The 19797-nt window shown below is 43.4% G+C and carries 17 protein-coding genes; 8 read left to right on the top strand and 9 right to left on the bottom strand.

The features are described from left to right. Positions 1-58 precede the first annotated feature (58 nt). Together H513_RS0113235 and H513_RS0113230 are read right to left on the bottom strand one after the other, a co-directional pair. On the bottom strand, positions 59-2092 hold the full coding sequence (locus H513_RS0113235; protein ID WP_026801173.1) for an ABC transporter ATP-binding protein: 2034 nt from the start codon (positions 2090-2092) through the stop codon (positions 59-61). Positions 2093-2094: 2 nt separating this feature from the next. Beyond that, entirely contained in the window at positions 2095-3840 is a 1746-nt protein-coding gene (locus H513_RS0113230; protein ID WP_026801172.1) for an ABC transporter ATP-binding protein, read from the bottom strand. A 183-nt stretch (positions 3841-4023) separates the two neighbouring features. Between H513_RS0113230 and H513_RS21810 the strand changes: the two genes are divergently transcribed. Then, positions 4024-4200: a hypothetical protein gene (locus tag H513_RS21810; RefSeq protein WP_156111454.1), complete on the top strand. Its 177-nt coding sequence runs from the start codon at positions 4024-4026 to the stop codon at positions 4198-4200. Positions 4201-4415: 215 nt separating this feature from the next. Here H513_RS21810 and H513_RS0113225 read toward each other — a convergent pair whose 3' ends face one another. Next, positions 4416-5438, bottom strand: a complete 1023-nt coding sequence (locus H513_RS0113225; protein ID WP_036770329.1) for a TIGR00341 family protein — start codon at positions 5436-5438, stop codon at positions 4416-4418. Between the two features lie 150 nt (positions 5439-5588). Here H513_RS0113225 and H513_RS0113220 point away from each other — a divergent pair, with 150 nt between their 5' ends. The 3 genes from H513_RS0113220 to H513_RS0113210 are packed head-to-tail and all read left to right on the top strand — an operon-like array spanning position 5589 to position 9366. Beyond that, the gene (locus H513_RS0113220; RefSeq protein WP_081658285.1) at positions 5589-7109 is read left to right on the top strand and encodes a spore germination protein; all 1521 of its coding nucleotides are present in this window, start codon (positions 5589-5591) and stop codon (positions 7107-7109) included. An 8-nt stretch (positions 7110-7117) separates the two neighbouring features. After that, positions 7118-8239 carry a GerAB/ArcD/ProY family transporter gene (locus tag H513_RS0113215; RefSeq protein ID WP_026801169.1) on the top strand — a complete coding sequence of 374 codons (1122 nt, stop codon included), beginning with the start codon at positions 7118-7120 and terminating at the stop codon, positions 8237-8239. Further along, a complete protein-coding gene (locus tag H513_RS0113210; RefSeq protein ID WP_026801168.1) occupies positions 8236-9366 on the top strand; it encodes a Ger(x)C family spore germination protein in 1131 nt (376 codons plus the stop codon). Before H513_RS0113215 ends, H513_RS0113210 begins: the two co-directional genes overlap by 4 nt. A 228-nt stretch (positions 9367-9594) precedes the next feature. Here the strand turns inward: H513_RS0113210 and H513_RS0113205 are convergent, their stop codons facing one another. From H513_RS0113205 to H513_RS0113185, 6 genes are all read right to left on the bottom strand, one after another. Further along, a complete protein-coding gene (locus tag H513_RS0113205; RefSeq protein WP_026801167.1) occupies positions 9595-10437 on the bottom strand; it encodes an aldo/keto reductase in 843 nt (280 codons plus the stop codon). 69 nt (positions 10438-10506) lie between these two features. After that, the gene (locus tag H513_RS20235; protein ID WP_051239979.1) at positions 10507-11226 is read right to left on the bottom strand and encodes a zinc-binding dehydrogenase; all 720 of its coding nucleotides are present in this window, start codon (positions 11224-11226) and stop codon (positions 10507-10509) included. A 3-nt stretch (positions 11227-11229) separates the two neighbouring features. After that, positions 11230-11493 carry an alcohol dehydrogenase catalytic domain-containing protein gene (locus H513_RS20935; protein ID WP_051239977.1) on the bottom strand — a complete coding sequence of 88 codons (264 nt, stop codon included), beginning with the start codon at positions 11491-11493 and terminating at the stop codon, positions 11230-11232. Positions 11494-11626: 133 nt separating this feature from the next. Then, positions 11627-13897: an RNA polymerase recycling motor HelD gene (helD, locus tag H513_RS0113195; RefSeq protein ID WP_036770326.1), complete on the bottom strand. Its 2271-nt coding sequence runs from the start codon at positions 13895-13897 to the stop codon at positions 11627-11629. Positions 13898-13981: 84 nt separating this feature from the next. Continuing rightward, positions 13982-14326 (bottom strand): hypothetical protein, encoded by a 345-nt coding sequence (locus H513_RS0113190; protein ID WP_026801165.1) that lies wholly within the window; start codon positions 14324-14326, stop codon positions 13982-13984. Between the two features lie 24 nt (positions 14327-14350). Next, positions 14351-15424 (bottom strand): undecaprenyldiphospho-muramoylpentapeptide beta-N-acetylglucosaminyltransferase, encoded by a 1074-nt coding sequence (locus H513_RS0113185; RefSeq protein ID WP_026801164.1) that lies wholly within the window; start codon positions 15422-15424, stop codon positions 14351-14353. Positions 15425-15541: 117 nt separating this feature from the next. On the opposite strand from H513_RS0113185, the gene H513_RS0113175 reads away from it, so the two are divergent. From H513_RS0113175 to H513_RS0113160, 4 genes are all read left to right on the top strand, one after another. Next, positions 15542-16903: an MATE family efflux transporter gene (locus H513_RS0113175; RefSeq protein ID WP_026801163.1), complete on the top strand. Its 1362-nt coding sequence runs from the start codon at positions 15542-15544 to the stop codon at positions 16901-16903. A 289-nt stretch (positions 16904-17192) separates the two neighbouring features. Then, positions 17193-17933 (top strand): metal ABC transporter ATP-binding protein, encoded by a 741-nt coding sequence (locus H513_RS0113170; RefSeq protein ID WP_026801162.1) that lies wholly within the window; start codon positions 17193-17195, stop codon positions 17931-17933. 3 nt (positions 17934-17936) lie between these two features. Beyond that, positions 17937-18794, top strand: a complete 858-nt coding sequence (locus H513_RS0113165) for a metal ABC transporter permease (RefSeq protein ID WP_026801161.1) — start codon at positions 17937-17939, stop codon at positions 18792-18794. A gap of 36 nt (positions 18795-18830) precedes the next feature. Beyond that, the gene (locus H513_RS0113160) at positions 18831-19775 is read left to right on the top strand and encodes a metal ABC transporter substrate-binding protein (protein WP_026801160.1); all 945 of its coding nucleotides are present in this window, start codon (positions 18831-18833) and stop codon (positions 19773-19775) included. Positions 19776-19797: the final 22 nt, after the last annotated feature.

The following is a 19797-nucleotide window of genomic DNA, read 5'->3' as shown; positions in this document are numbered from 1 at the left end:
GTATCCTCCTTCCCTAAACAAAAAAAGGTAGATGCACGTTGCACCTCCCTGTATTATGCTATGAAATTGCGGCTTCTTCCAGTTTCCCCTGCTGCATCTTATACATGCTGTGATAAATGCCTTCTTCCTTAATAAGTTCTTCATGGGTACCTGTTTCTTTCAGTACACCGTGGTCGAGGACAAGTATCTGGTCTGCTTGTTGAATGGTTGAAAGTCGATGCGCAATGACTAGCGTTGTTCGGCCTTCCTTCAAGACTTGAAGCGCATCTTGAATGAGCTTCTCTGTTTCTGTATCAATATTCGCAGTTGCTTCATCGAGGATTAAAATAGCCGGGTCAAACGCAAGGGCTCTTGCAAAGGACAATAGCTGACGTTCCCCTGCTGATAAAGTGCTCCCCTTCTCTTTTACAGGCTCGTCATAGCCTTTAGGCAGCTTCTCTATGAAGCGGTCAGCCCCAACCTTCTTCAATGCCGCAATACCCTGTTCACGCGAAATACGAGGGTCGTTCATCGTAACGTTAGATAGAATGGTTCCAGTGAATAAGAACGGATCCTGTAATACAATCCCCATGTGGCTTCGTACTTGTTGACGAGACAAATCGACGGTTCGTTGTCCATCAATAAGAATCTCTCCCAGTTGAGGATCATAGAAACGAAATAGCAGGTTCATAATTGAGCTCTTTCCTGAACCGGTATGGCCGACGAATGCCACAGTCTGACCTTCTTTGGCATGGAAATGGATGTCCTTTAGGACGTAATGGTCCTCTTCATATGCAAAGGAAACGTGATTAAATACGATGTCCCCTTTGTACCTTGGAATAGACGAGTGGTCATCTTCTTCTGCCTGTTCATCCATTAGTTCGAATACACGTGTTGCGGCAACACGTGCTTGTTCCAGTTGGGCAAGTTGATTCACCACATCAGTGACGGGTTGAAAGAGACGATTCAAATAATCGACAAACGCATAAAGTAACCCTATTGATACGATGGACCCTACACCAATTGACGAGCCACCATAATACCAAATGAATCCTACGAACGTAACATTGCGTAATAAATTTACAAGGTTAAAGGAAGTAAGGGAATTCAAGTTTAGTAATTTACGTTGATACGTAAAATGCTTCGTATTCAGTTCCTCAAACTCCTCCGTTGTTTGGTCCTCTTTCCGAAAGGCTTGAATGATGGACATCCCGTGAACGGCTTCATTGATATTCCCATTTAAATCGCTATTTGTAGAACGAATCGTTTCATTGTATGAGCCTGCCATCTTCTTATACACCTTCATCCAGATAAATAGGATTGGAATTAATAGAAGACAGAACGAAGCGAGGCGCGGGTCCAACAGAAATAAAGCTACGTAAATGCCTGCCATATAAATGGCGCTTGTAAAGAAGGTAGCGAGCACCTTCACGTATAGCTCACGGATGGCTTCTGTATCATTCGTAACCCGTGCCACAATCTTACCTGCTGGCCGGTCATTGAAATAAGAAACAGGGAGTTTCTGTATCTTATTAAATACATCGCTTCGCATCCTTTGAATAATACGATTGGAAGACTTCTGCAACAGAAAGGTCTCTGCGTACTGAAAGACTGCTGAAAAGAGTAGCAGAACGAAATAGAGACCAAGAAGCCACACAATGGAACGTGTTTCTGGTGCAAAGAACGAATAAAGTTCATTTAAGCCAAGCGGAGTCGCTTCAGCTTCCACTATCTCGTCCCCAGTGTCAATGGCCAGGACCCCATCTTCATACGACTTCTGCCCTTCAAAGGGGACTGTTTCATCCGTGAAGTAGTACGTCCGCCCGGTTTGGACGATACTTGCTTCCCCCACTCTCTCCATTGACGCATCCATACGGTCCTCTCTTACATACGTTTCTCCTCGGAAGTCAACAGCATAGCGACTTTCTGCTCCTTCTACTTGAACCCAAGTAGCTTCAATCCCGAGGATATGTTCATCAATCATCCGCTTTGCGATAAACGGCCCAGTGAGTTCTAAAGCCACCGCAAACGTTAAACAAAGTAACCCAATTAAGATTGTTCGCTTATACATCCATGCATAGTCTACTAGACGTCGTTCAGTTGATTTCTTCATCTTCATTCACTTCCTTGCCGTTCCATTTGCTGAAGTTCAAATTGAGAGGCATACCACTGGCCGCTAGCCACCAATTCTTCGTGTGTACCACGCTCTACAATCACTCCATCTTCAAGGACAATGATTTGATCAGCATGCTGGACCGCCGATAACCGGTGTGTCGAGATAAACGTTGTTTTCTCATTTCGTTCTTGTTTCAAATGCTTGATAATGTTGGCTTCTGTCTTTCCATCTACTGCACTCATGGAATCGTCGAGAATAAGGATTTCAGGTTCCATAATAAGGGCACGCGCTAGCGAAACGCGTTGCTTCTGTCCACCTGATAACGTAATCCCACTTTCGCCTACCTTTGTATCAAGCCCTTCAGGTAAATGGTCGATATCATCTTTCAAATAAGCCAATTGAAGAATTCGATTGATCTTCTCATCAGAAGCGTTCGAATCACCAAATTGAATGTTCTCTCGGACTGTCTTTGAGAACAGGATTTGATCTTGCGGGACATATCCAATCCATCCTCTCGTTGCTTCAAACGCCAACTCTTCAATCGGTACATCATTGATGATTAACTGACCAGACATCCCTGAGTACTCTCTCAACAATTGACGGAACAATGTTGTCTTCCCTGAACCGGTCTTCCCAATTACACCAATTGTTTCTCCACGCTCTACCACAAGGTCGACTGCACGTAATTGTGGCCTAGCTGTGTCAGGATATTGGAAGGTAACCCCTTTAAATACAATGCGCTCTGGAATTAGCACCTGCTTCGGCTTTGTCGGTTCTTGGACGTCTGAAACAATAGACAACGTTTCATTGACTCGGTCTAACGACGCATTTCCTCGCTGCATCACGTTAATTAATTCGCCGACTGCGAACATAGGCCAAATCAACATACCGAGATACACGTTGAACGACACCAATTGACCAAGCGTCATCGCATTTGTAAATACGAGATGTGCTCCATATCCAAGACCAATCGTGTATGACAGGCCGACTAATATTTTGATGGTCGGTTCGAACATGGCATCAATCTTTGCCACTTCAATGTTCTTGTCGTACACATCTTCTGTCATGGCACTGAAACGTTCTTCATCTTGCTTTTCTTGAACAAAGGCACGAATGACCCGAACGCCACGGATTGATTCAAGGACATCATTGTTCATCTCCCCAAATGCATCTTGTGCTTTCGTGAATTTCTCATGAATGGTCTTTCCATATCGGTTCATGAGAAGCGCCATAATTGGAAGTGGCAATAAAGAAGCAAGCGTCAACTTCCAACTAATCGTGAGCGACATCACCCCAATAATCATAATCATAAAGAATGTAGAATCAACGAGAGTTAAGATTCCAAAGCCCGATGTCATTGATATAGACTTCAAGTCGTTCGTAGCACGGGCCATTAAATCCCCCGTACGAAATCGCCCAAAGAATGACGGCTTCATCGAAAGAAAATGCTTCATGAGCTTTGTTCTCATTGTACGTTCCAATAAGAATGCTCCTCCAAAGAGCTGCCTTCCCCAATAATATGAAATGACATAACTGCTCACGAGTAAGATTCCATAAATTCCAATCAATTCCCACAATCGTTCCTCCGTCATCGTGTTGAACTGAATTTCATCAATGGCAATCCCTACAAGCTTTGGTGGCAAGATATCAATAAAGCTGGCTATGATGAGAGCAATTACAGCAAGTAAGTACCGTTTCTTATGTTCTTTAAAGAACCATCCCAATTTCCCTAGAACTGAAAACATGTTCATCCCCCCGTTTCTTTACTTACCTATCCACCTTCTGCACTGGCTCCTACCTTTTCTTTCAAACGTGTCACAACATTGTTCATTCTCTTCTCCTCCTTAAGATTAAATGATTTATATAAAGCCAAAGGCCTCATATCCACAAAAAAAAAAGCGCACACGTCTAAGACGTGTGCGCACTCTATGGCAGGTCACATCTACCCCTTGCGACCTACTTCTCCCAACCCAACGAACGTATATGTAACGAATTACACGATCGCAGAAGAAAAGGAGGTCACAACCTTTATTCGATTCATGGCAATCAATCGTGTCTTCATCATGGTCGTAACCTCCCTTCTTCTTAATGGTTCGATTATATAATTTTCAAAAAATTATTGCAATACAACATTCACATCTTTTTCAATCTTTTTTATTCTATGCTCGACTGTACGTTGTAGACCAGTAAGCTCTAGAAATAAGCGAGCCCTCTCCGAGCAATTGGTCGGTGATAGTAGAATGGAAACCCTTCTGCACCAATATCCATCCGTTCAATCCGACATTCATCCCCTCTTATGAGAAGGCGGTCTGTCTACCCTTTACATAGATTTAATATCTTGGCCTAAGAAGATTACCGCCATTAACACTCCGACAATGAGCAATACGAACACGATGGAGAGGGAACGAGAAACATGCGCACGCTGGACTTCCTGCCACTTAACAGGACGGATTCCACTTAAGGAAAAGACAATAACTGCCGAAAGTAGAATACATGAGATGTTCACAACAATGAGCAAGAAAGCTCCATATGCATCATTCCAACTTGCATTCCCAAGTGCCATACCAAGCGCTGTATTTGGAGGCACAAGCGCCACGGCCACCATCACACCAACGAGGTTCCCTGCTTTCCGATTCAGGGTTGCAATAGACCCAGCTCCTCCGGCTGCTAAGGCAAGAAAGAAGTCTGACCACGTCACTTCTGTTCTGGCTATGTATTGCTTTGTATCTGTGTTGATCTCGAACATAAAGTTAAAGATAAATGACACGACAATCACTAGTCCTACTCCGATAAATGCCGTAAGCGCAGCCTTCCCCATCAAGCGATAATCACCTAATATCGCAGAGAACGCCATAGAAATAACAGGACCGATTAAAGGAGCAATTACCATTGCGCCAATCACAACTGCATCACTATCTTTAATAAATCCCATGGTCGCGACGATGGAAGAAAGGAAAATAAGCCACGTATAATTGACTGTCGCATGACTGTTCGTCTCAACTGTTGACATAAGCTCCTGACGACTCGCTCTTAAGAGAATGGTTTGTTCGTCTTCTGTCTCTTCCTCATTTTGTTCAGAGGATTGTTCGTTTACAGTTTCTCTTGAGAGATAGGTCTGCACGGGCAATAGAATCGTTTCAAACCCATCCACCACATTTGATACACTCTCTAAGTAATTAAGAATATTCTCTACTTCATCCGTATCAACGAGAATACGTACAAGCACACGTTCACTGGACTCATTTGAAGTGAAATAAGACGTGTAGGCGTGTTCTCGTAACTTCTCATCTACCGATTCGAAATGATTATTTGGTATATAGGCTTCAATTAACTGCATCCCCATGGCAGACTCCCTTTGCACCTGTATTTCACTTAGTATGCATCTCGATTTCTTCCACTATGTATGTAGCCAAGAGTCTCTTCTCTCTATCGATTGCCTTTCATAAAATACTGAGATTCATCTCATACTAACCGTAATCTATACGTTAGGATGATGGTCGTGCGAAGAAAAAAGTCCACCAAAACGACAACTCAAACCAGCAGTAGCTTTCCTTGTACAATTGAAGAATTTAAGGAAACGATCAAAACAGCACTCCACCATAATCCTGACCTTCATCTTCAGGATTTCACCATAGCTAACAGGCGAGTGCTCATCACATATTTCACCTATCAAATCAACAAGGATCAACTAAATTCTATGATCCTTCGTACATTGTTAAATTCTCAAAAACCTTGGGATCATAACCGAATCATGAACGAAATTCCGATTGGCACCGGTGAGAACCAAAGCGATTCCAATAAAATAGCAGAAATCTTATGTAAAGGACATTGCTGTCTATATGTCGAGGGGGATGAAGAAGCTGTAACGTTTCTCATACCAGAATTAAAATCGAGACAAGTAGGCGCAGCAGAAAATGAATCTCTTGTATTCGGTCCCCAAATCGCATTCAACGAATCACTCGTAACCAACTTAAATATTGTTCGCTGGGGGATTGATAGTCCTGACTTAAAGATGGAGAAACTGACGGTTGGTAAGATGATTTCAACTGAGGTCCGTGTGATCTATCTAGATAACCTTGCAAACAAGGAGAATGTGAATACCATTCGGCAGCGTATTGAAGATTTAGAGGTCGATGATGCCATGGATGCGAACGTCCTTGGGCAGCTTATTGAGGATAAATCCTCAAGTATCTTCCCACAACTCTTGACCACTGAGCTCCCCGACCGCTTTCTTTATGCAATCAAGAAAGGGAAAGTGGGCATCATGGTAGACAAAAGCCCGAACGTACTTATTGGACCAACATCTCTATTCAGCTTCTTTGAGTCGACAGAGGACATTTATATGCGTTGGAACATGGGGACGTTCATTAGAATTTTACGCTTATTCGCAATGATGATTTCAATTACGTTAACCCCTGCCTATGTGGCTGCGCTAACCTATCATTATGAAGTCGTTCCATCCTCTCTACTCGTATCGTTGGGGAAGTCGAGGGCAAACGTCCCATTCCCGCCCGTACTAGAAGCCTTGCTCCTTGAGCTATTAATTGAACTGCTCCGTGAGGCTGGGGCTAGGCTACCCACTAAGGTAGGTCAGACGATGGGGATTGTAGGAGGAGTTGTAATTGGGCAAGCAGCTGTTAAAGCTGGATTTACGAGTAACATTCTCATCATCGTGATTGCCTTGAGTGCACTTGCTTCCTTTACTGCCCCGAGTTATTTAATGGGGACTGCCATTCGTGTCATTCGCTTTCCGATGATTCTATTGTCAGGGTTATGGGGGCTTCTCGGAATTATGTATGGGCTTAGCTTCCTGATTATCCACCTGCTAAAGCTCACATCATTAGGTCGCCCATTCTTAGTTCCTTTATATCCATTAACTTTAGTCGACCTACGAAGTTCCATATTCCGTCTCCCATGGCCATGGGCAAGCAGAAGACCATATTCCAATGAACCTCAAGAAATCAAGCGATTCTCTAGAGCCAAAGCTCTCGAGAAAAAAGATATTGATGAGTAGGGATAGTGATGAAAGTAAACCTTGATGTTCGTAAAGGTAAGACGGTTGGAGTTTTCTACTTATTCTTCCTAATCCATACGGTTCAGACGGGGGCAGGGATTATGGGCGTCCCAGCCGTTGTATATCGCGAGGCGAAACAAAGTGCGTGGATTTCAGTATTAATTGCAGGGATTGCCATGCACATTGTTGTCGCTATTATGATTGTCATATTAAAGCAATACGAAAATGCCGACATCTTCGGTATTCAACAAGACCTGTTTGGGAAGTGGGTTGGGAAATTTCTAGGCATCCTTTACATTGGCTATTTGATGCTCCTCTTTCTAAGTGTGTTGCTCAACTATACTGAAATCGTGCGGGTTTACATCTTCCCTAAGATGTCGACTTTTGCCATTAGCTTTATTTTAATCTCACTATGTGTCTATGCCGTATTAGGCGGATTACGAGTTGCAACTGGAGTTTCATTTATCTTCTTCTTTGCGACGGTGTGGCTCATCTTCATGGTGTATCGACCAGCTACGCTCATTCACTGGGAACATTATATGCCACTCTTTGAAAGTGGGCTATCCGAACTTTGGTTAGGCGCCATTCAAACTGGATTTACCGTACTCGGCTTCGAGTTTCTGTTCTTCCTTTACCCATATATCGACAACAAGAAATGGGTATGGCTCTCCTCCCAGCTAGCCGTAGCGTTCACCACCTTCTTAATCTTCATCGTAACCTTTGTGTCGATTGGCTATTTTAGCGGCGATCAGCTTGAAACGATGATTTGGGCGACGCTTGCTATGTTCAAGATTATTAAATTCTCAGTTCTTGAACGCTTTGATTTCGTCGCTGTTGGCCTATGGCTTATGGTCATTCTGCCTAACCTCATCCTCATCTTATGGGCAATGACATCTGGTGGGAAGCGGTTATTCCAATTTAAACAAAAGAAGTCCGTATATGCCTTTGCCATCATCGCTTACATCGTGGTAAATCTATTTGAATACCGAATGGATATTAATATGCTAACAGACTGGACGGCTAAGATCGGGTCAGTTATTGCTTTCATCTATCCGGTCATCCTTCTTCCTATTGTACTAATTAAGAAACGAGTACAACGTCGTAAAGCTTCTAAAGGAGGCTCACCATGAGAAAAATTATCGCCGTGCTGTGCATCCTCGTTCTATTAACAGCATGTGTAGACCGAAAATATATTGAGAAACTTGGAATTGTGACGGTAGTCGGGTATGACCTCCTGGAAGAAGGATGGCTAGAAGGTACAATGGTACTCTTCCAATTCGACCCCAATGCGACAAACATTTCTCAAATTATCGTAAGTCGAGCTAAAACCTCTAAAGGACTTATGCAAGATGCTTCACTTAAATCGAGTAAAGAACTCGTATCAGGACAATTGCGACTTGTTGTCTATGGAAAGGAAATGGCAGAAGAAGGCGTGATGAGGGTAACCGATACAATGATACGGGATGCAGCGATTGCAGACATGCTTTACCTAGCTGTCTCAGAAACATCTGCCAACGAAGTCATGAATACAAATAACTTTGAGGATGCACCGAACGTTGGAAACTATTTGTATACGCTCATTCAGAAGAATATACAAGAAGAGAAAATTCCTCAAGCAACCCTTCATCACTTTGTATCAAACGTCTATTCAGATGGGAAAGACCCCGTCCTTCCGATGATAAAGCTTGAAAATTCGAAAGCTACAGTGATGAATTTAGCGCTCTTTCGAGATGAGAAAATGGTCGGGCAAATTACAGCGAAAGAAGGATTCTTTCTTAAGCTCTTACAAGGCAGGTATCAATCCGGACATTTAGAAATCGCAATTCCAACTAGGGAAATCAAAGATTATATTCGCCACGAAGCGAATCAACAAACGAGAGAATTTCTATATATGGATTTAGATGAAATCAAAAGTCAAACCAATATAGAATTAACGAATGTAGACACTCCTTCATTCTCCGCTAAGGTGAATCTTACAGCCCGAATCTTAGAGCTATCGGAGAATGTGAGTCTTGAGAACCCTGAAGTCATCAAAATACTAGAAGAACAAATCTCTAAAAGCATTGAATTTCAGATGGAACAACTTCTTCAAAAAACACAAAAAATGAAATCTGATCCCTTTGGATTCGGTAACACTTACCAAGAGAAGGTAGGCCAACAAAGTGTAGATAGTAAAGATTGGCATGAGCTCTATCCCAATATAGAAGTAAACTTCAACGTACAAGTAAAAGTCATTCGTCATGGTATTACGGATTAAGAGTGGTGATGACTTAGTAAAAATAAATCTGATGCTCGCTCTCCTACGGCAAACTTAGAAGTTCCCACAATTGCCATCTGCCACCTCGAAGTGTCTTCTGATTTCCTTATCAGGCGGAGCGTCTTTCGAAGTTCCTAATTCAGCAGTATCATTTGAACAATCCACTTACACGAAATACAAAAACACCCAGAACAAATGCTCTGGGTGTTTCTACATGATTAACCTTACTTACATCGTACTTTCATAATCAAATTCATCTGGGTGAGCACCAATGCGCTCTCCCGTATGAAGGGAATCAATCTCATTCATTTCTTCTTGGGTCAAACTAAAGTCAAACACATCCCCGTTCTCCTTCTGACGATGTTCCTTAGCAGACTTCGGGATTGTAATGACCCCGTGCTGATATTCCCACCGAAGGATAACCTGAGCTGGCGATTTATCATAGGCTTTAGCTAAACGCTGAATCGTTTCATTCTCGAAGAAGCGACCTCTTCCAATTGGGGACCACGCTACTACTTGAATGGTGTGCTGTGCACAATAATAACGAATATGTTTCTGATTTAATTGTGGATGCATTTCGATTTGGTTAACCATTGGGGTTATTTCAGCAACTTCAAGAAGTTCTTCTAGATGATGAGGCTCAAAGTTACTAACACCAATAGCCTTAACTCTCCCATCCTTGTAAAGCTTCTCAAGTGCTTTCCATGTGTCTTTAAATTTACCCGGAACAGGCCAGTGAATTAAGTAAAGGTCTAAATAGTCAAGGCCTAGTTTCTCCATGCTACGGTCAAAGGCAGCTAACGTCTCCTCATAGCCTTGTTCGTTGTTCCACACCTTCGTCGTCACAAACAATTCTTCCCTAGGAACGTTTGTCGCTTTCAGGGCTTGTCCCACGCTCTCCTCATTATCATAGAACGAGGCAGTATCGATGCTTCTGTAGCCAACGTTTAGCGCAGTTTGTACAATTTCCGCTCCTTCTGCACCGCTGTCTACCTTGTAAACACCTAGTCCAACCCATGGCATTCCAACACCATTGTGCAAGGTTGCTGTAGAAGATAAGTTCATATTCATCGCTCCTTTCAATGTTCGTACACCTTTATCCTATTCTTCCTCAATTATGGAAGCAAGCGATAGGGGTTCCTATTCCTCCTCAATGGAGACAACTAGCTTTCCTCTAAAGCGATTTTCCTTCATATCCTTCATGCCTTGTGCTGCTTCCTCTAAGGAAATGACACGCTCAACCATTGGGTCTAGCTTGCCATCTCGAACAAGCTCCAGCATAACGCTCCCCATTCGTCGCAAGCTTTTTTGGTCTTCTTTGCTCCCATACGCATGAATGGCTCCAAGTGCAACTTCATGAACCGAGGGAGCAATGGTAAATGGTGCGACCGAATTTAGGTCCACTCGTCCAGGAATCGTCACAATTTCACCATGGTAGGAAAGCACAGACATGGAATCAGTCGCATTCTGAGAGCTAACGGTGTCAAGAATATAATCGACACCCCTACCATTTGTCCACGATAGCACGTGGTCGTTCACCATTCCTTGTTTATAATCAATCACCTCATCAGCACCAAGGGAGCGAACGAAATCATGATTTTCTTTCGACGCTGTTGTAATCACCTGCAGTCCCACATGTTTGGCAAGTTGAATGGCAAAGCCACCTACCCCTCCAGAACCGCCGTGAATGAGGATGGTACGGTCAGGCACAATCTTCATCTTCTTATATAAGGCTTCATAGGCCGTATAGCCTGCACACGGTAATGCAGCTGCATCCACGAAACTAATTTCTTCAGGAATCTTACTTACCGTATGTGCTTTCGTAATGGTATAAGGAGCGAGTGTCCCTTGTGCTCGCAAATCTCAGTGAAACAGAACACGATCGCCGACATGGACGTCTTCTACTTCACTCCCAACAGCATCAACAATTCCTGCACCGTCGAGCCCTGGGACATGGGGATAGGACCATTCCGGATGGCCACCTTCTACTAATTTATAATCAACAGGATTTAGCCCTGTAGCATACATTCGAACGCGTAATTCATCCCCATTTGGTTCTGGTTCACGCACCTCAGTTAAAGATAAGTTGTCTAGACTACCAGCTTCATTAATTGCCATCGCTTTCATGTTCAGAACTCCTTTTTTCATGGTCACTTCTTCTATGTAAATTTCCCAGATGATCCTTATTTCAATCATACACAATCAGAAGGGCGTCATTCATGTGTCATGCTTGCCATTAACGAAAGATAGCCCAGATGTCTCATCTGGGCGTAAAATGTGTATAGTGGTCTTGATGAACATGGTTAAGCATAAAGGACTCTAAAGTAGCACCCACAAGATAAAGCTTATGAAGCGGACGAGTCATGGCCACATAAAGGAGTTTCTCATCAAGTTCCGTTGCCTCATAAGATTCATTTATGGAAAGAAGCCAAACCACATCAAACTCTAACCCTTTAGACAAATAGACAGGCATAATGGCAATCGCATTTGGGTCGATCACTTCGTTTCCTTCGATTAGCTGAAACTTGTCACCTAGTTCTTCTGTTAAATGGGTGTAGACGAATCGGCATTCCTCAAGCGTCTTACCAATAATGGCGATACTTTTAAATCCTTCTTGCTTGAGCGAATTCCACTCAGCCTCCATCTTCGCCTCATAGCCAGGTTCTAAAGACAGAAAAGAAGGGATTGAACCGTGTCGTACGACCGGTTCTGCTTGAGGCAGATTCGCATTCATTTGAGCGAGCACATCGTTCGCTAGTGTCATGATTTCGACAGTGGTTCGGTAAGTCTTCTGCAACGTCTGATAGCTCGGTTGAGTAAAGAGGTCTTCAAGAAGCGGTGTCCATTCTTTCAACCCTCGGTAATGATAGATGCCCTGTGCAAGGTCTCCTACAATGGTGAACAGCTCGGTGTTTAGGGCACGCTTTAAGCTAGCAAACTCCATGTAGGAGTAATCCTGCGCTTCATCGATGACCACTTTCTTCGCCTTGTAATCTGGGTCGATACCATATAAGTGGGTCTGGAGATACAAGAGTGCTCCTAAATCATCTGCATCTAATTCATGTTTCTTGAAGCGCCCCTTCATATACATTCTGAACCTTTCTTTCTCTTGGAGGGATAAGGTTGTATGTTCCGTATATACCTCAGATTCAAATAGCCCTTTATAATATGCGGTTAGCTTCTTATTCGGATAGAGACGCATGTAACGAGAGACAGCTGACTTTGCTTCCCTCTCTAAATCAACGAGTTTCTGCTCTTTCTGATCCATGAGGAAGGAAACTCTTCTACGCCGCTTCTCCGCATCTTTAATGCCATATAACGCTCGGTCTAATTCATCATCGTACTTCTTCGCCACTTTCTGAAGAATAATTTTCTTCTTATTCCGTACTTCGTGCATAAGAAGCTGCCGTATTTTTTCCTTGCGTTTATAGAATGGCATGTACGCATATTCTTCTAAGAAGAGCTGCTTTAGTTTCTTTCCTTGCTTGATTCGGAATTCGCCAATGTACACATCCTCCTCGACTAAGAAGGATTGTTTAAGCGATATAATATATTGATCCATCAGTTCTTTGAACCGTTTGGATCCTTTCCACTCTGCAATTTGTAGTTCAATCCCATTTCCGCTCCCCTCTAATATGGAAGTGAGCAAGTCATGTTGATTGCGTATACTGAATGAATGGTTCGTCACCTTCTGAACGAAATCAGTAAATGTCGTTTGATGAGACTTCTCCACCCCAAGTTCAGGAAGCACTTCTTTCATATAATCAATAAACAACCGGTTCGGAGCAAGAATGAGCATCTCTTCTGGTTGAAACACATCCCGCATCGTGTAGAGGAAATAGGAAACTCGATGAAGAGCGATGGTCGTCTTCCCGCTCCCTGCTGCCCCTTGGACAACGATTGGCTTCCGTAAGTTGGCACGAATGACCTCGTTTTGTTCCTCTTGAATCGTTGCCACAATTTCAGATAGGCGGTGGTCCGCATTTTTGTCCAATGATTGCTGAAGCATCTCATCCTTCGTCGTTAAATCAATATCACGAAAGTCGATGAGTTCGCTTTCTTCGATTGTATATTGCCGCTTTAATGAGACGTGACCTTCGTAAGTTTCACCATGGGCTTCATAACTCACTTCTCCTAAGCGCCCTTCGTAGTACACATTCGCTAAGGGCGAACGCCAATCTAAGATAATGGGAGACTGTGTCTCACGGTCAAATAGGGATACCTTACCGATGTAGAACGTTTCTGATGGTCGGTCTTTACGTTGGAAGTTAATGCGTGCGAAGTAGGGTTTCTTTCGAAGTTTCTTTAGATTCTCTAATTGCTCCTTTGACATTTTCATGAAATTCGCGTGGGTCAGCATGTCTTGATACTTTAAACTACTATCCTTGAAATCAAGAGATGCCACTTGCTGTTCCTGACGCTTCTGCATCGATTCCTGGTCAAGTTCTTGTGCGGCAATGACGGAATCCATGTACGTCGTTGTGAAGGTCAAACGTTCCAACTCCTGTTGGTAATCCGGATGATTCTTCAACTGAACCCCTCCTTCCAATTCATGTAAGAGTAATAGTCCAACTCTACCACATTGGACTTCTACGATAAAGAAAATAGAGCAGGTCTATTGCGACCCGCTCTGATTTGGAACTCTTAGTTCATATAAGAAGAATGAAAGTACACGTAATCCGATTGGATAGAGCGACAACGCAGCAATGATGTCCCCTACAGCTCCAAGTGTATCTGTAAAGGCAAACCATCCAGATAAGATGAGCATTAGGAACGCGATGTACGTCCCTAACCCGTCATTTAACGGCTTCCACACACGTTGTACCGTTGTGGTTTCCTGCTCCAGTTCTTGGTAACACAAATAATGATACGGATAGATTCTCGCATAGTTTGTCGCAGTGATGAGTTCATCCCGGTCGTCAATCGGTTTGCTGCAATACTTACAAAAGACTGGCCTCATGCACTCCCCCTCCTCTCGTAAGGATTACTTCTTCGCTTCCTCTTTAATAATCTGAACCACTTTATCCTTGGCTTTCTCACTCTGGTAGCTTTCCATATCTCGAAGGATACTTCCTTTCTCCTGTTGAAGCTGATGAATCTCATGAAGGAATTGTTTCGCATCAAGCTCCTCTTCTGCTACCATGCGCGCATAGCCTTGTTTCACAAACGACTGCGCATTTAGAATTTGGTCTCCTCGACTTGCTTTTCTTGAAAGCGGGATGAGAAGCATCGGCTTCTTAAGCGCCAAGAACTCAAAGATTGAATTCGCCCCAGCACGTGACACGACAAAGTCTGTAATCGCGAAAAGGTCATTTAATTCATCGTTAACGTACTCGAACTGGGCGTAGCCATGACGGTGAATTGATTCGTCTTTGTTCCCTTTTCCGCAAAGGTGCACAATTTGGAACTCGTTCAGCAATTCATCTAGGTTATCGCGAACCGCATCGTTAATGCGCTTTGATCCCATACTCCCTCCCATGACAAGCATGACAGGTTTCGTTCTCGTAAAGCCACAAAGGTTCAGTCCCTTCTGCTCACTTCCTTGGAACAACTCACCCCGAACAACGGCTCCTACAAGTTCACGCTTCTTCTCTGGAAGGTGCGGCATCGATTCTGGGAACGTACCAAGCACCCGCTTCGCGAAAGGCATAGCCAATTTGTTGGCTAAACCAGGCGTGTAGTCAGACTCGTGAATAATGGATGGCACTCGACTCATACGAGCAGCTGCGACAACAGGGACCGATACAAAGCCTCCCTTAGAGAAGATGACGTGAGGCTTCCGCTTTCGAATGATGTTGAGCGCCTGGCCTGTTCCTTTCAATACTTTAAATGGGTCTTTAAAGTTGTCTTTAGAGAAGTAACGACGCAATTTACCTGTAGAAATGGCGTGATACGTCACCCCTTCCAATGGTTCAATTAAGTTCCGCTCAATTCCGTTATAAGAACCTATGTAATCAACCGTCCATCCTTCCTTCTGAAAGACGGGGATGAGTGCTAAGTTTACAATGACATGACCGGCTGTCCCGCCTCCGGTAAATAGAATTCGTTTTTCACTCATGTTGTGAACTCCCTTTCTGTTCGTTCGTGCATTTTCAATATATGGTATATGAAACCGTACAATTGTGCTATAATCCCTCTTATCGTAAAAGAATTCGGAATGAAAAGGAAGAGCTTCATGTACAAAACTCATACGTTGAAACAAAAAATTAAGCTGTTTCTCTTACTATTATATCCCATTCTCATCACCCAGCTCGGCATGTATTCCATGAATTTCTTCGACACCATCATGACTGGTCAGGTAAGTAAAGAAGACCTTGCAGGCGTCGCAATCGGGTCAAGCTTATGGGTGCCCATCTTCACAGGGATTAATGGCATTATGCTAGCCATTGCTCCTATTGTCGCACAGTTGACTGGTGCGAAACAAAACAACCACGTATCCTACGTCGTTCGTCAAGGGGTTTATCTGTCTTTCATCTTAGCCGTGTTGCTGTGTATCGTCGGCTTCTTTCTTGTAGACCCTATTTTATCGCTTATGGATCTTGAGGAGAAGGTGCGCCGTGTAGCCAAATACTATCTACTCGCTTTAGGTACTGGAATTATCCCTTTGTTTATCTACAACTTACTTCATAGCTTTGTAGATGCACTTGGGCATACACGCGTTACTATGCTGATTACACTGATTACACTTCCGTTTAACCTAGCGTTTAACTATGTGTTTATCTTCGGGAAATTCGGTTTTCCTGCCATGGGCGGAATTGGGGCAGGGATAGCATCTTCCTTAACCTATTGGATTGCGGCACTCATCGCAATTCTCATTATCGCTAAATTCCGTCCGTTCGCATCCTTCTCCATCCTAAAAGGATGGGAGAAGCCAAATTGGCCTACTTGGAAGGAACAACTGAAAATCGGAATACCAATTGGATTTGCCATTTTCTTTGAAACAAGTATCTTCGCTGCTGTAACCCTCTTTATGAGTACGTATGATACAACAACCATTGCAGCTCACCAGGCTGCCATGAATTTTGCATCCTTTATTTATATGATTCCATTAAGCATCTCCATGACGCTTACCATTGCGGTCGGATTTGAAGTAGGAGCGAAGCGGTTTAAAGATGCGAAAGTATACAGCTACCTTGGCATTGGCCTAGCCGTCATTATGGCTGCCATTGGCGGTCTCATCATTTATACCTTTGATTATAAAGTGGCTAGCCTCTATTCCAATACTCCAGCTGTGATTGAACAAACCACCTATTTCTTGTTCTATGCGATATTCTTTCAGCTGTCAGACGCATTCGGCGCCCCTATTCAAGGCGCTCTCCGCGGTTATAAAGACGTTAACATTACGTTCTTTATGGCCCTCGTGTCCTATTGGGTGATTGGGTTGCCAAGTGGGTACCTATTCGCTAACTATACAGAACTCGGACCCTATGGATACTGGATGGGCTTAATCATCGGACTCGCAGCCGGTGCTGTGGCTCTTATGTATCGACTAAATCAGAAACGAACAGAAAATGAACCTATACAACAATCCCTTTAACAGTAAAGCCGATTGCTACGCCAAGTAGCAATCGGCTTTTTATGTTCCTTTGTAAATTCTCATGCTTTAATATTGACAATGTTTATCATTCGCATTAAAGTTGCATTAAGGCAAAACTATTGTTTTTATCCTAAAAGATTGTTCTAGGGAATATTATAGGGTAGTCACCCTTTGTTAGATACACACGTATAGTAACCATGTGAGCGTATGCCCATGAAATGAAACCATTCCATCACCTAATGGAGACTTCCTCAGAAGGTGAATGATGAACATAGAAGGAGGAACGGTTATGAAGCATTCAGCCATCTCGATTCGAGATCTACATGTATCGTATTACGGTACGGAAGCGGTCAAGAATGTCAGCTTGTCCGTTAACCCTGGAAACTTAGTCGGCATCATCGGACCTAATGGAGCCGGCAAATCTACATTTATTAAAGCCCTGCTAAACCTGATTCCTAAAGATAAAGGGGAAGTCAAGGTACTCGGGAAAACTGTGAAAGAAGTCCGAACGAAAATCGCGTATGTACCACAACGGAACGATATAGATTGGGATTTCCCCATCACCGTACTCGACACCGTTCTCCTCGGTACGTATCCAAGCTTGAAACTGTTTCGCCGACCAGGCAAGGCGGAAAAAGAGTGGGCATACGAGTGCCTTAAACGAGTCGGAATGGAAGAGTATAGCAAAAGACAAATCGGAGAACTTTCAGGAGGACAACAACAACGCGTCTTTCTAGCGAGAGCCCTAGCTCAAAATGCAGAACTCTTCTTCCTAGACGAACCGTTCGTCGGAGTTGATGTGTCGAGCGAAGAGACAATTGTGAAGATCTTAAAGGAACTGTGCTCTCAAGGGAAGACCGTGATTGTCGTTCACCATGATTTAAGCAAGGCAAATGATTACTTTAATGAGCTCATCTTATTAAATAAAGAACTAATTAGCTTCGGTCCAGTGAGTCAGGTATTCCAAACTGAAGTAATGGAACGAGCGTATAAAGGACAATTTGCCTTTATGAAAGAGATGGAGGTGTAACAAATGGATTTCATTGAAGCGGTGATGCAGTACGGCTTCCTGCAAAAGGCGTTATTAACGTCCATTATGGTCGGCATTATTTGCGGAGTCATTGGCTGTTTCATCATCTTAAGAGGAATGGCTTTAATGGGAGACGCAATCTCTCACGCAGTCCTACCTGGAGTTGCCATCTCCTATGTGCTTGGAATTAACTTCTTCTTCGGAGCCGTGTTTACCGGCGTATTAACGGCCATTGCAATTGGCTTTGTCAGCCAAAATAGTCGTATTAAACATGATACATCCATCGGAATCATGTTCACCGCTGCCTTTGCAGCCGGAATTATCATCATTACGATGCTAAAGAGTAGTACCGATCTTTACCACATCTTATTCGGAAACGTACTCGCGGTGCGGGCTTCCGACATGTGGATTACACTCGGCATTGGCTTGTTCGTCTTAGCAGCCGTTTATTTATTCTACAAAGAACTCTTAGTCACCTCGTTCGATGAGACGATGGGAGCTGCTTATGGACTGCCTGTACGTGTCATCCACTATTTCCTTATGACACTCTTAACGATGGTAACCGTCGCTTCCCTACAGACGGTAGGAATTGTGTTAGTGGTAGCCATGCTAATTACCCCAGCAGCGGCTGCTTACCTACTAACAGAACGTCTGTCCATAATGATTTTCCTTTCAGCTGGAATTGGCGTCCTGTCATCAATTATCGGGTTGTACTTTAGCTTTACGTATAATTTAGCTTCTGGGGCAACCATCGTAATTGCTGCAACAGCCATTTTCGCTCTTGTCTTCCTCTTCTCTCCAAAACACGGGTTACTTTGGAAGGCAATGCGAGTACGCAAGAAACGCGCTTCACTCCTATAAGCTAGAACGAATTACACCATAAAGGGGGCATTTAACATGCTTAAGAAGAAACTATTTTTATTTACAGCCGCACTATTCACAGTAATACTACTTGCTGCTTGTAGCGGGGATGATGCTAGTGGGGATTCGAAAGAGGATAACGGTAAAGTACAAGTTGTCACCACTTACTCCATCATTTATGACATTGTGAAGAACGTTGGCGGAGACAAAGTCGAGATTCATAGCCTTGCACCGATTGGATCGAATCCACACGAGTACGACCCACTCCCTGAAGACGTCCAGAAAACTACCGATGCCGATGCTGTATTCTACAATGGGCTGAATTTAGAAGCAGGCAACTCGTGGTTTAACAAACTCATGGAGACTGCAGGGAAATCAGGCGATGATGCACCTGTATTCCTAATGAGCGAAGGCGTAGAAGCCATGTACCTCACAACGGAAGGCAAAGAAGGCGAAGAAGACCCACACGCTTGGTTGGACATCCGTAACGGAATTAAATACGCAGAAAATGCAAGAGATGGACTAATCGAAGCTGACCCTGAGAATAAGGAAGTTTACGAGAAGAACGCAGAAGAGTATATCGCAAAGCTTCAAGAGCTCCATGATAAAGCTGTCGCTGAATACAATGAAATCCCTGAAGAAGAGCGTGTACTTGTCACAAGCGAAGGAGCGTTCAAATACTTTAGTGAGGCTTATGGCTTCCAAGCTGAGTATATTTGGGAAATTAACCAAGAGAACCAAGGAACTCCTGAACAAATCACCCGTATTGTTGATATCATTAACGAGAAGGACATTACAGGTCTATTCCTAGAAACAAGTATTGATGGTCGTAGTATGGAGGCTGTATCTGCAGAGACAGATGTTCCAATCATGGGAGAAGTCTTTACAGATTCACTAGCAGAACCAGGTGAAGATGGCGATACTTACATCGATATGATGGAATGGAATATTAAGACGATTAAAGAAGGATTATCGCAATAATGAAAGAAGACCCGAACGCTAA

It is taken from the genome of Pontibacillus halophilus JSM 076056 = DSM 19796 (genome assembly GCF_000425205.1).
GTDB classification, from domain to species: domain Bacteria; phylum Bacillota; class Bacilli; order Bacillales; family BH030062; genus Pontibacillus_A; species Pontibacillus_A halophilus.
The sequence above is the reverse complement of the archived record's forward strand: the minus strand, read 5'-3'. Positions and strand labels throughout refer to the sequence as shown.

Coding starts and splice junctions, on each gene's coding strand:
- H513_RS0113235 (WP_026801173.1), bottom strand. CDS start 2,092: ATGAAGAAATCAACTGAACGACGTCTAGTAGACTATGCATGGATGTAT.
- H513_RS0113230 (WP_026801172.1), bottom strand. CDS start 3,840: ATGTTTTCAGTTCTAGGGAAATTGGGATGGTTCTTTAAAGAACATAAG.
- H513_RS21810 (WP_156111454.1), top strand. CDS start 4,024: ATGGCAGGTCACATCTACCCCTTGCGACCTACTTCTCCCAACCCAACG.
- H513_RS0113225 (WP_036770329.1), bottom strand. CDS start 5,438: ATGGGGATGCAGTTAATTGAAGCCTATATACCAAATAATCATTTCGAA.
- H513_RS0113220 (WP_081658285.1), top strand. CDS start 5,589: ATGGTCGTGCGAAGAAAAAAGTCCACCAAAACGACAACTCAAACCAGC.
- H513_RS0113215 (WP_026801169.1), top strand. CDS start 7,118: ATGAAAGTAAACCTTGATGTTCGTAAAGGTAAGACGGTTGGAGTTTTC.
- H513_RS0113210 (WP_026801168.1), top strand. CDS start 8,236: ATGAGAAAAATTATCGCCGTGCTGTGCATCCTCGTTCTATTAACAGCA.
- H513_RS0113205 (WP_026801167.1), bottom strand. CDS start 10,437: ATGAATATGAACTTATCTTCTACAGCAACCTTGCACAATGGTGTTGGA.
- H513_RS20935 (WP_051239977.1), bottom strand. CDS start 11,493: ATGAAAGCGATGGCAATTAATGAAGCTGGTAGTCTAGACAACTTATCT.
- H513_RS0113190 (WP_026801165.1), bottom strand. CDS start 14,326: ATGAGGCCAGTCTTTTGTAAGTATTGCAGCAAACCGATTGACGACCGG.
- H513_RS0113185 (WP_026801164.1), bottom strand. CDS start 15,424: ATGAGTGAAAAACGAATTCTATTTACCGGAGGCGGGACAGCCGGTCAT.
- H513_RS0113175 (WP_026801163.1), top strand. CDS start 15,542: ATGTACAAAACTCATACGTTGAAACAAAAAATTAAGCTGTTTCTCTTA.
- H513_RS0113170 (WP_026801162.1), top strand. CDS start 17,193: ATGAAGCATTCAGCCATCTCGATTCGAGATCTACATGTATCGTATTAC.
- H513_RS0113165 (WP_026801161.1), top strand. CDS start 17,937: ATGGATTTCATTGAAGCGGTGATGCAGTACGGCTTCCTGCAAAAGGCG.
- H513_RS0113160 (WP_026801160.1), top strand. CDS start 18,831: ATGCTTAAGAAGAAACTATTTTTATTTACAGCCGCACTATTCACAGTA.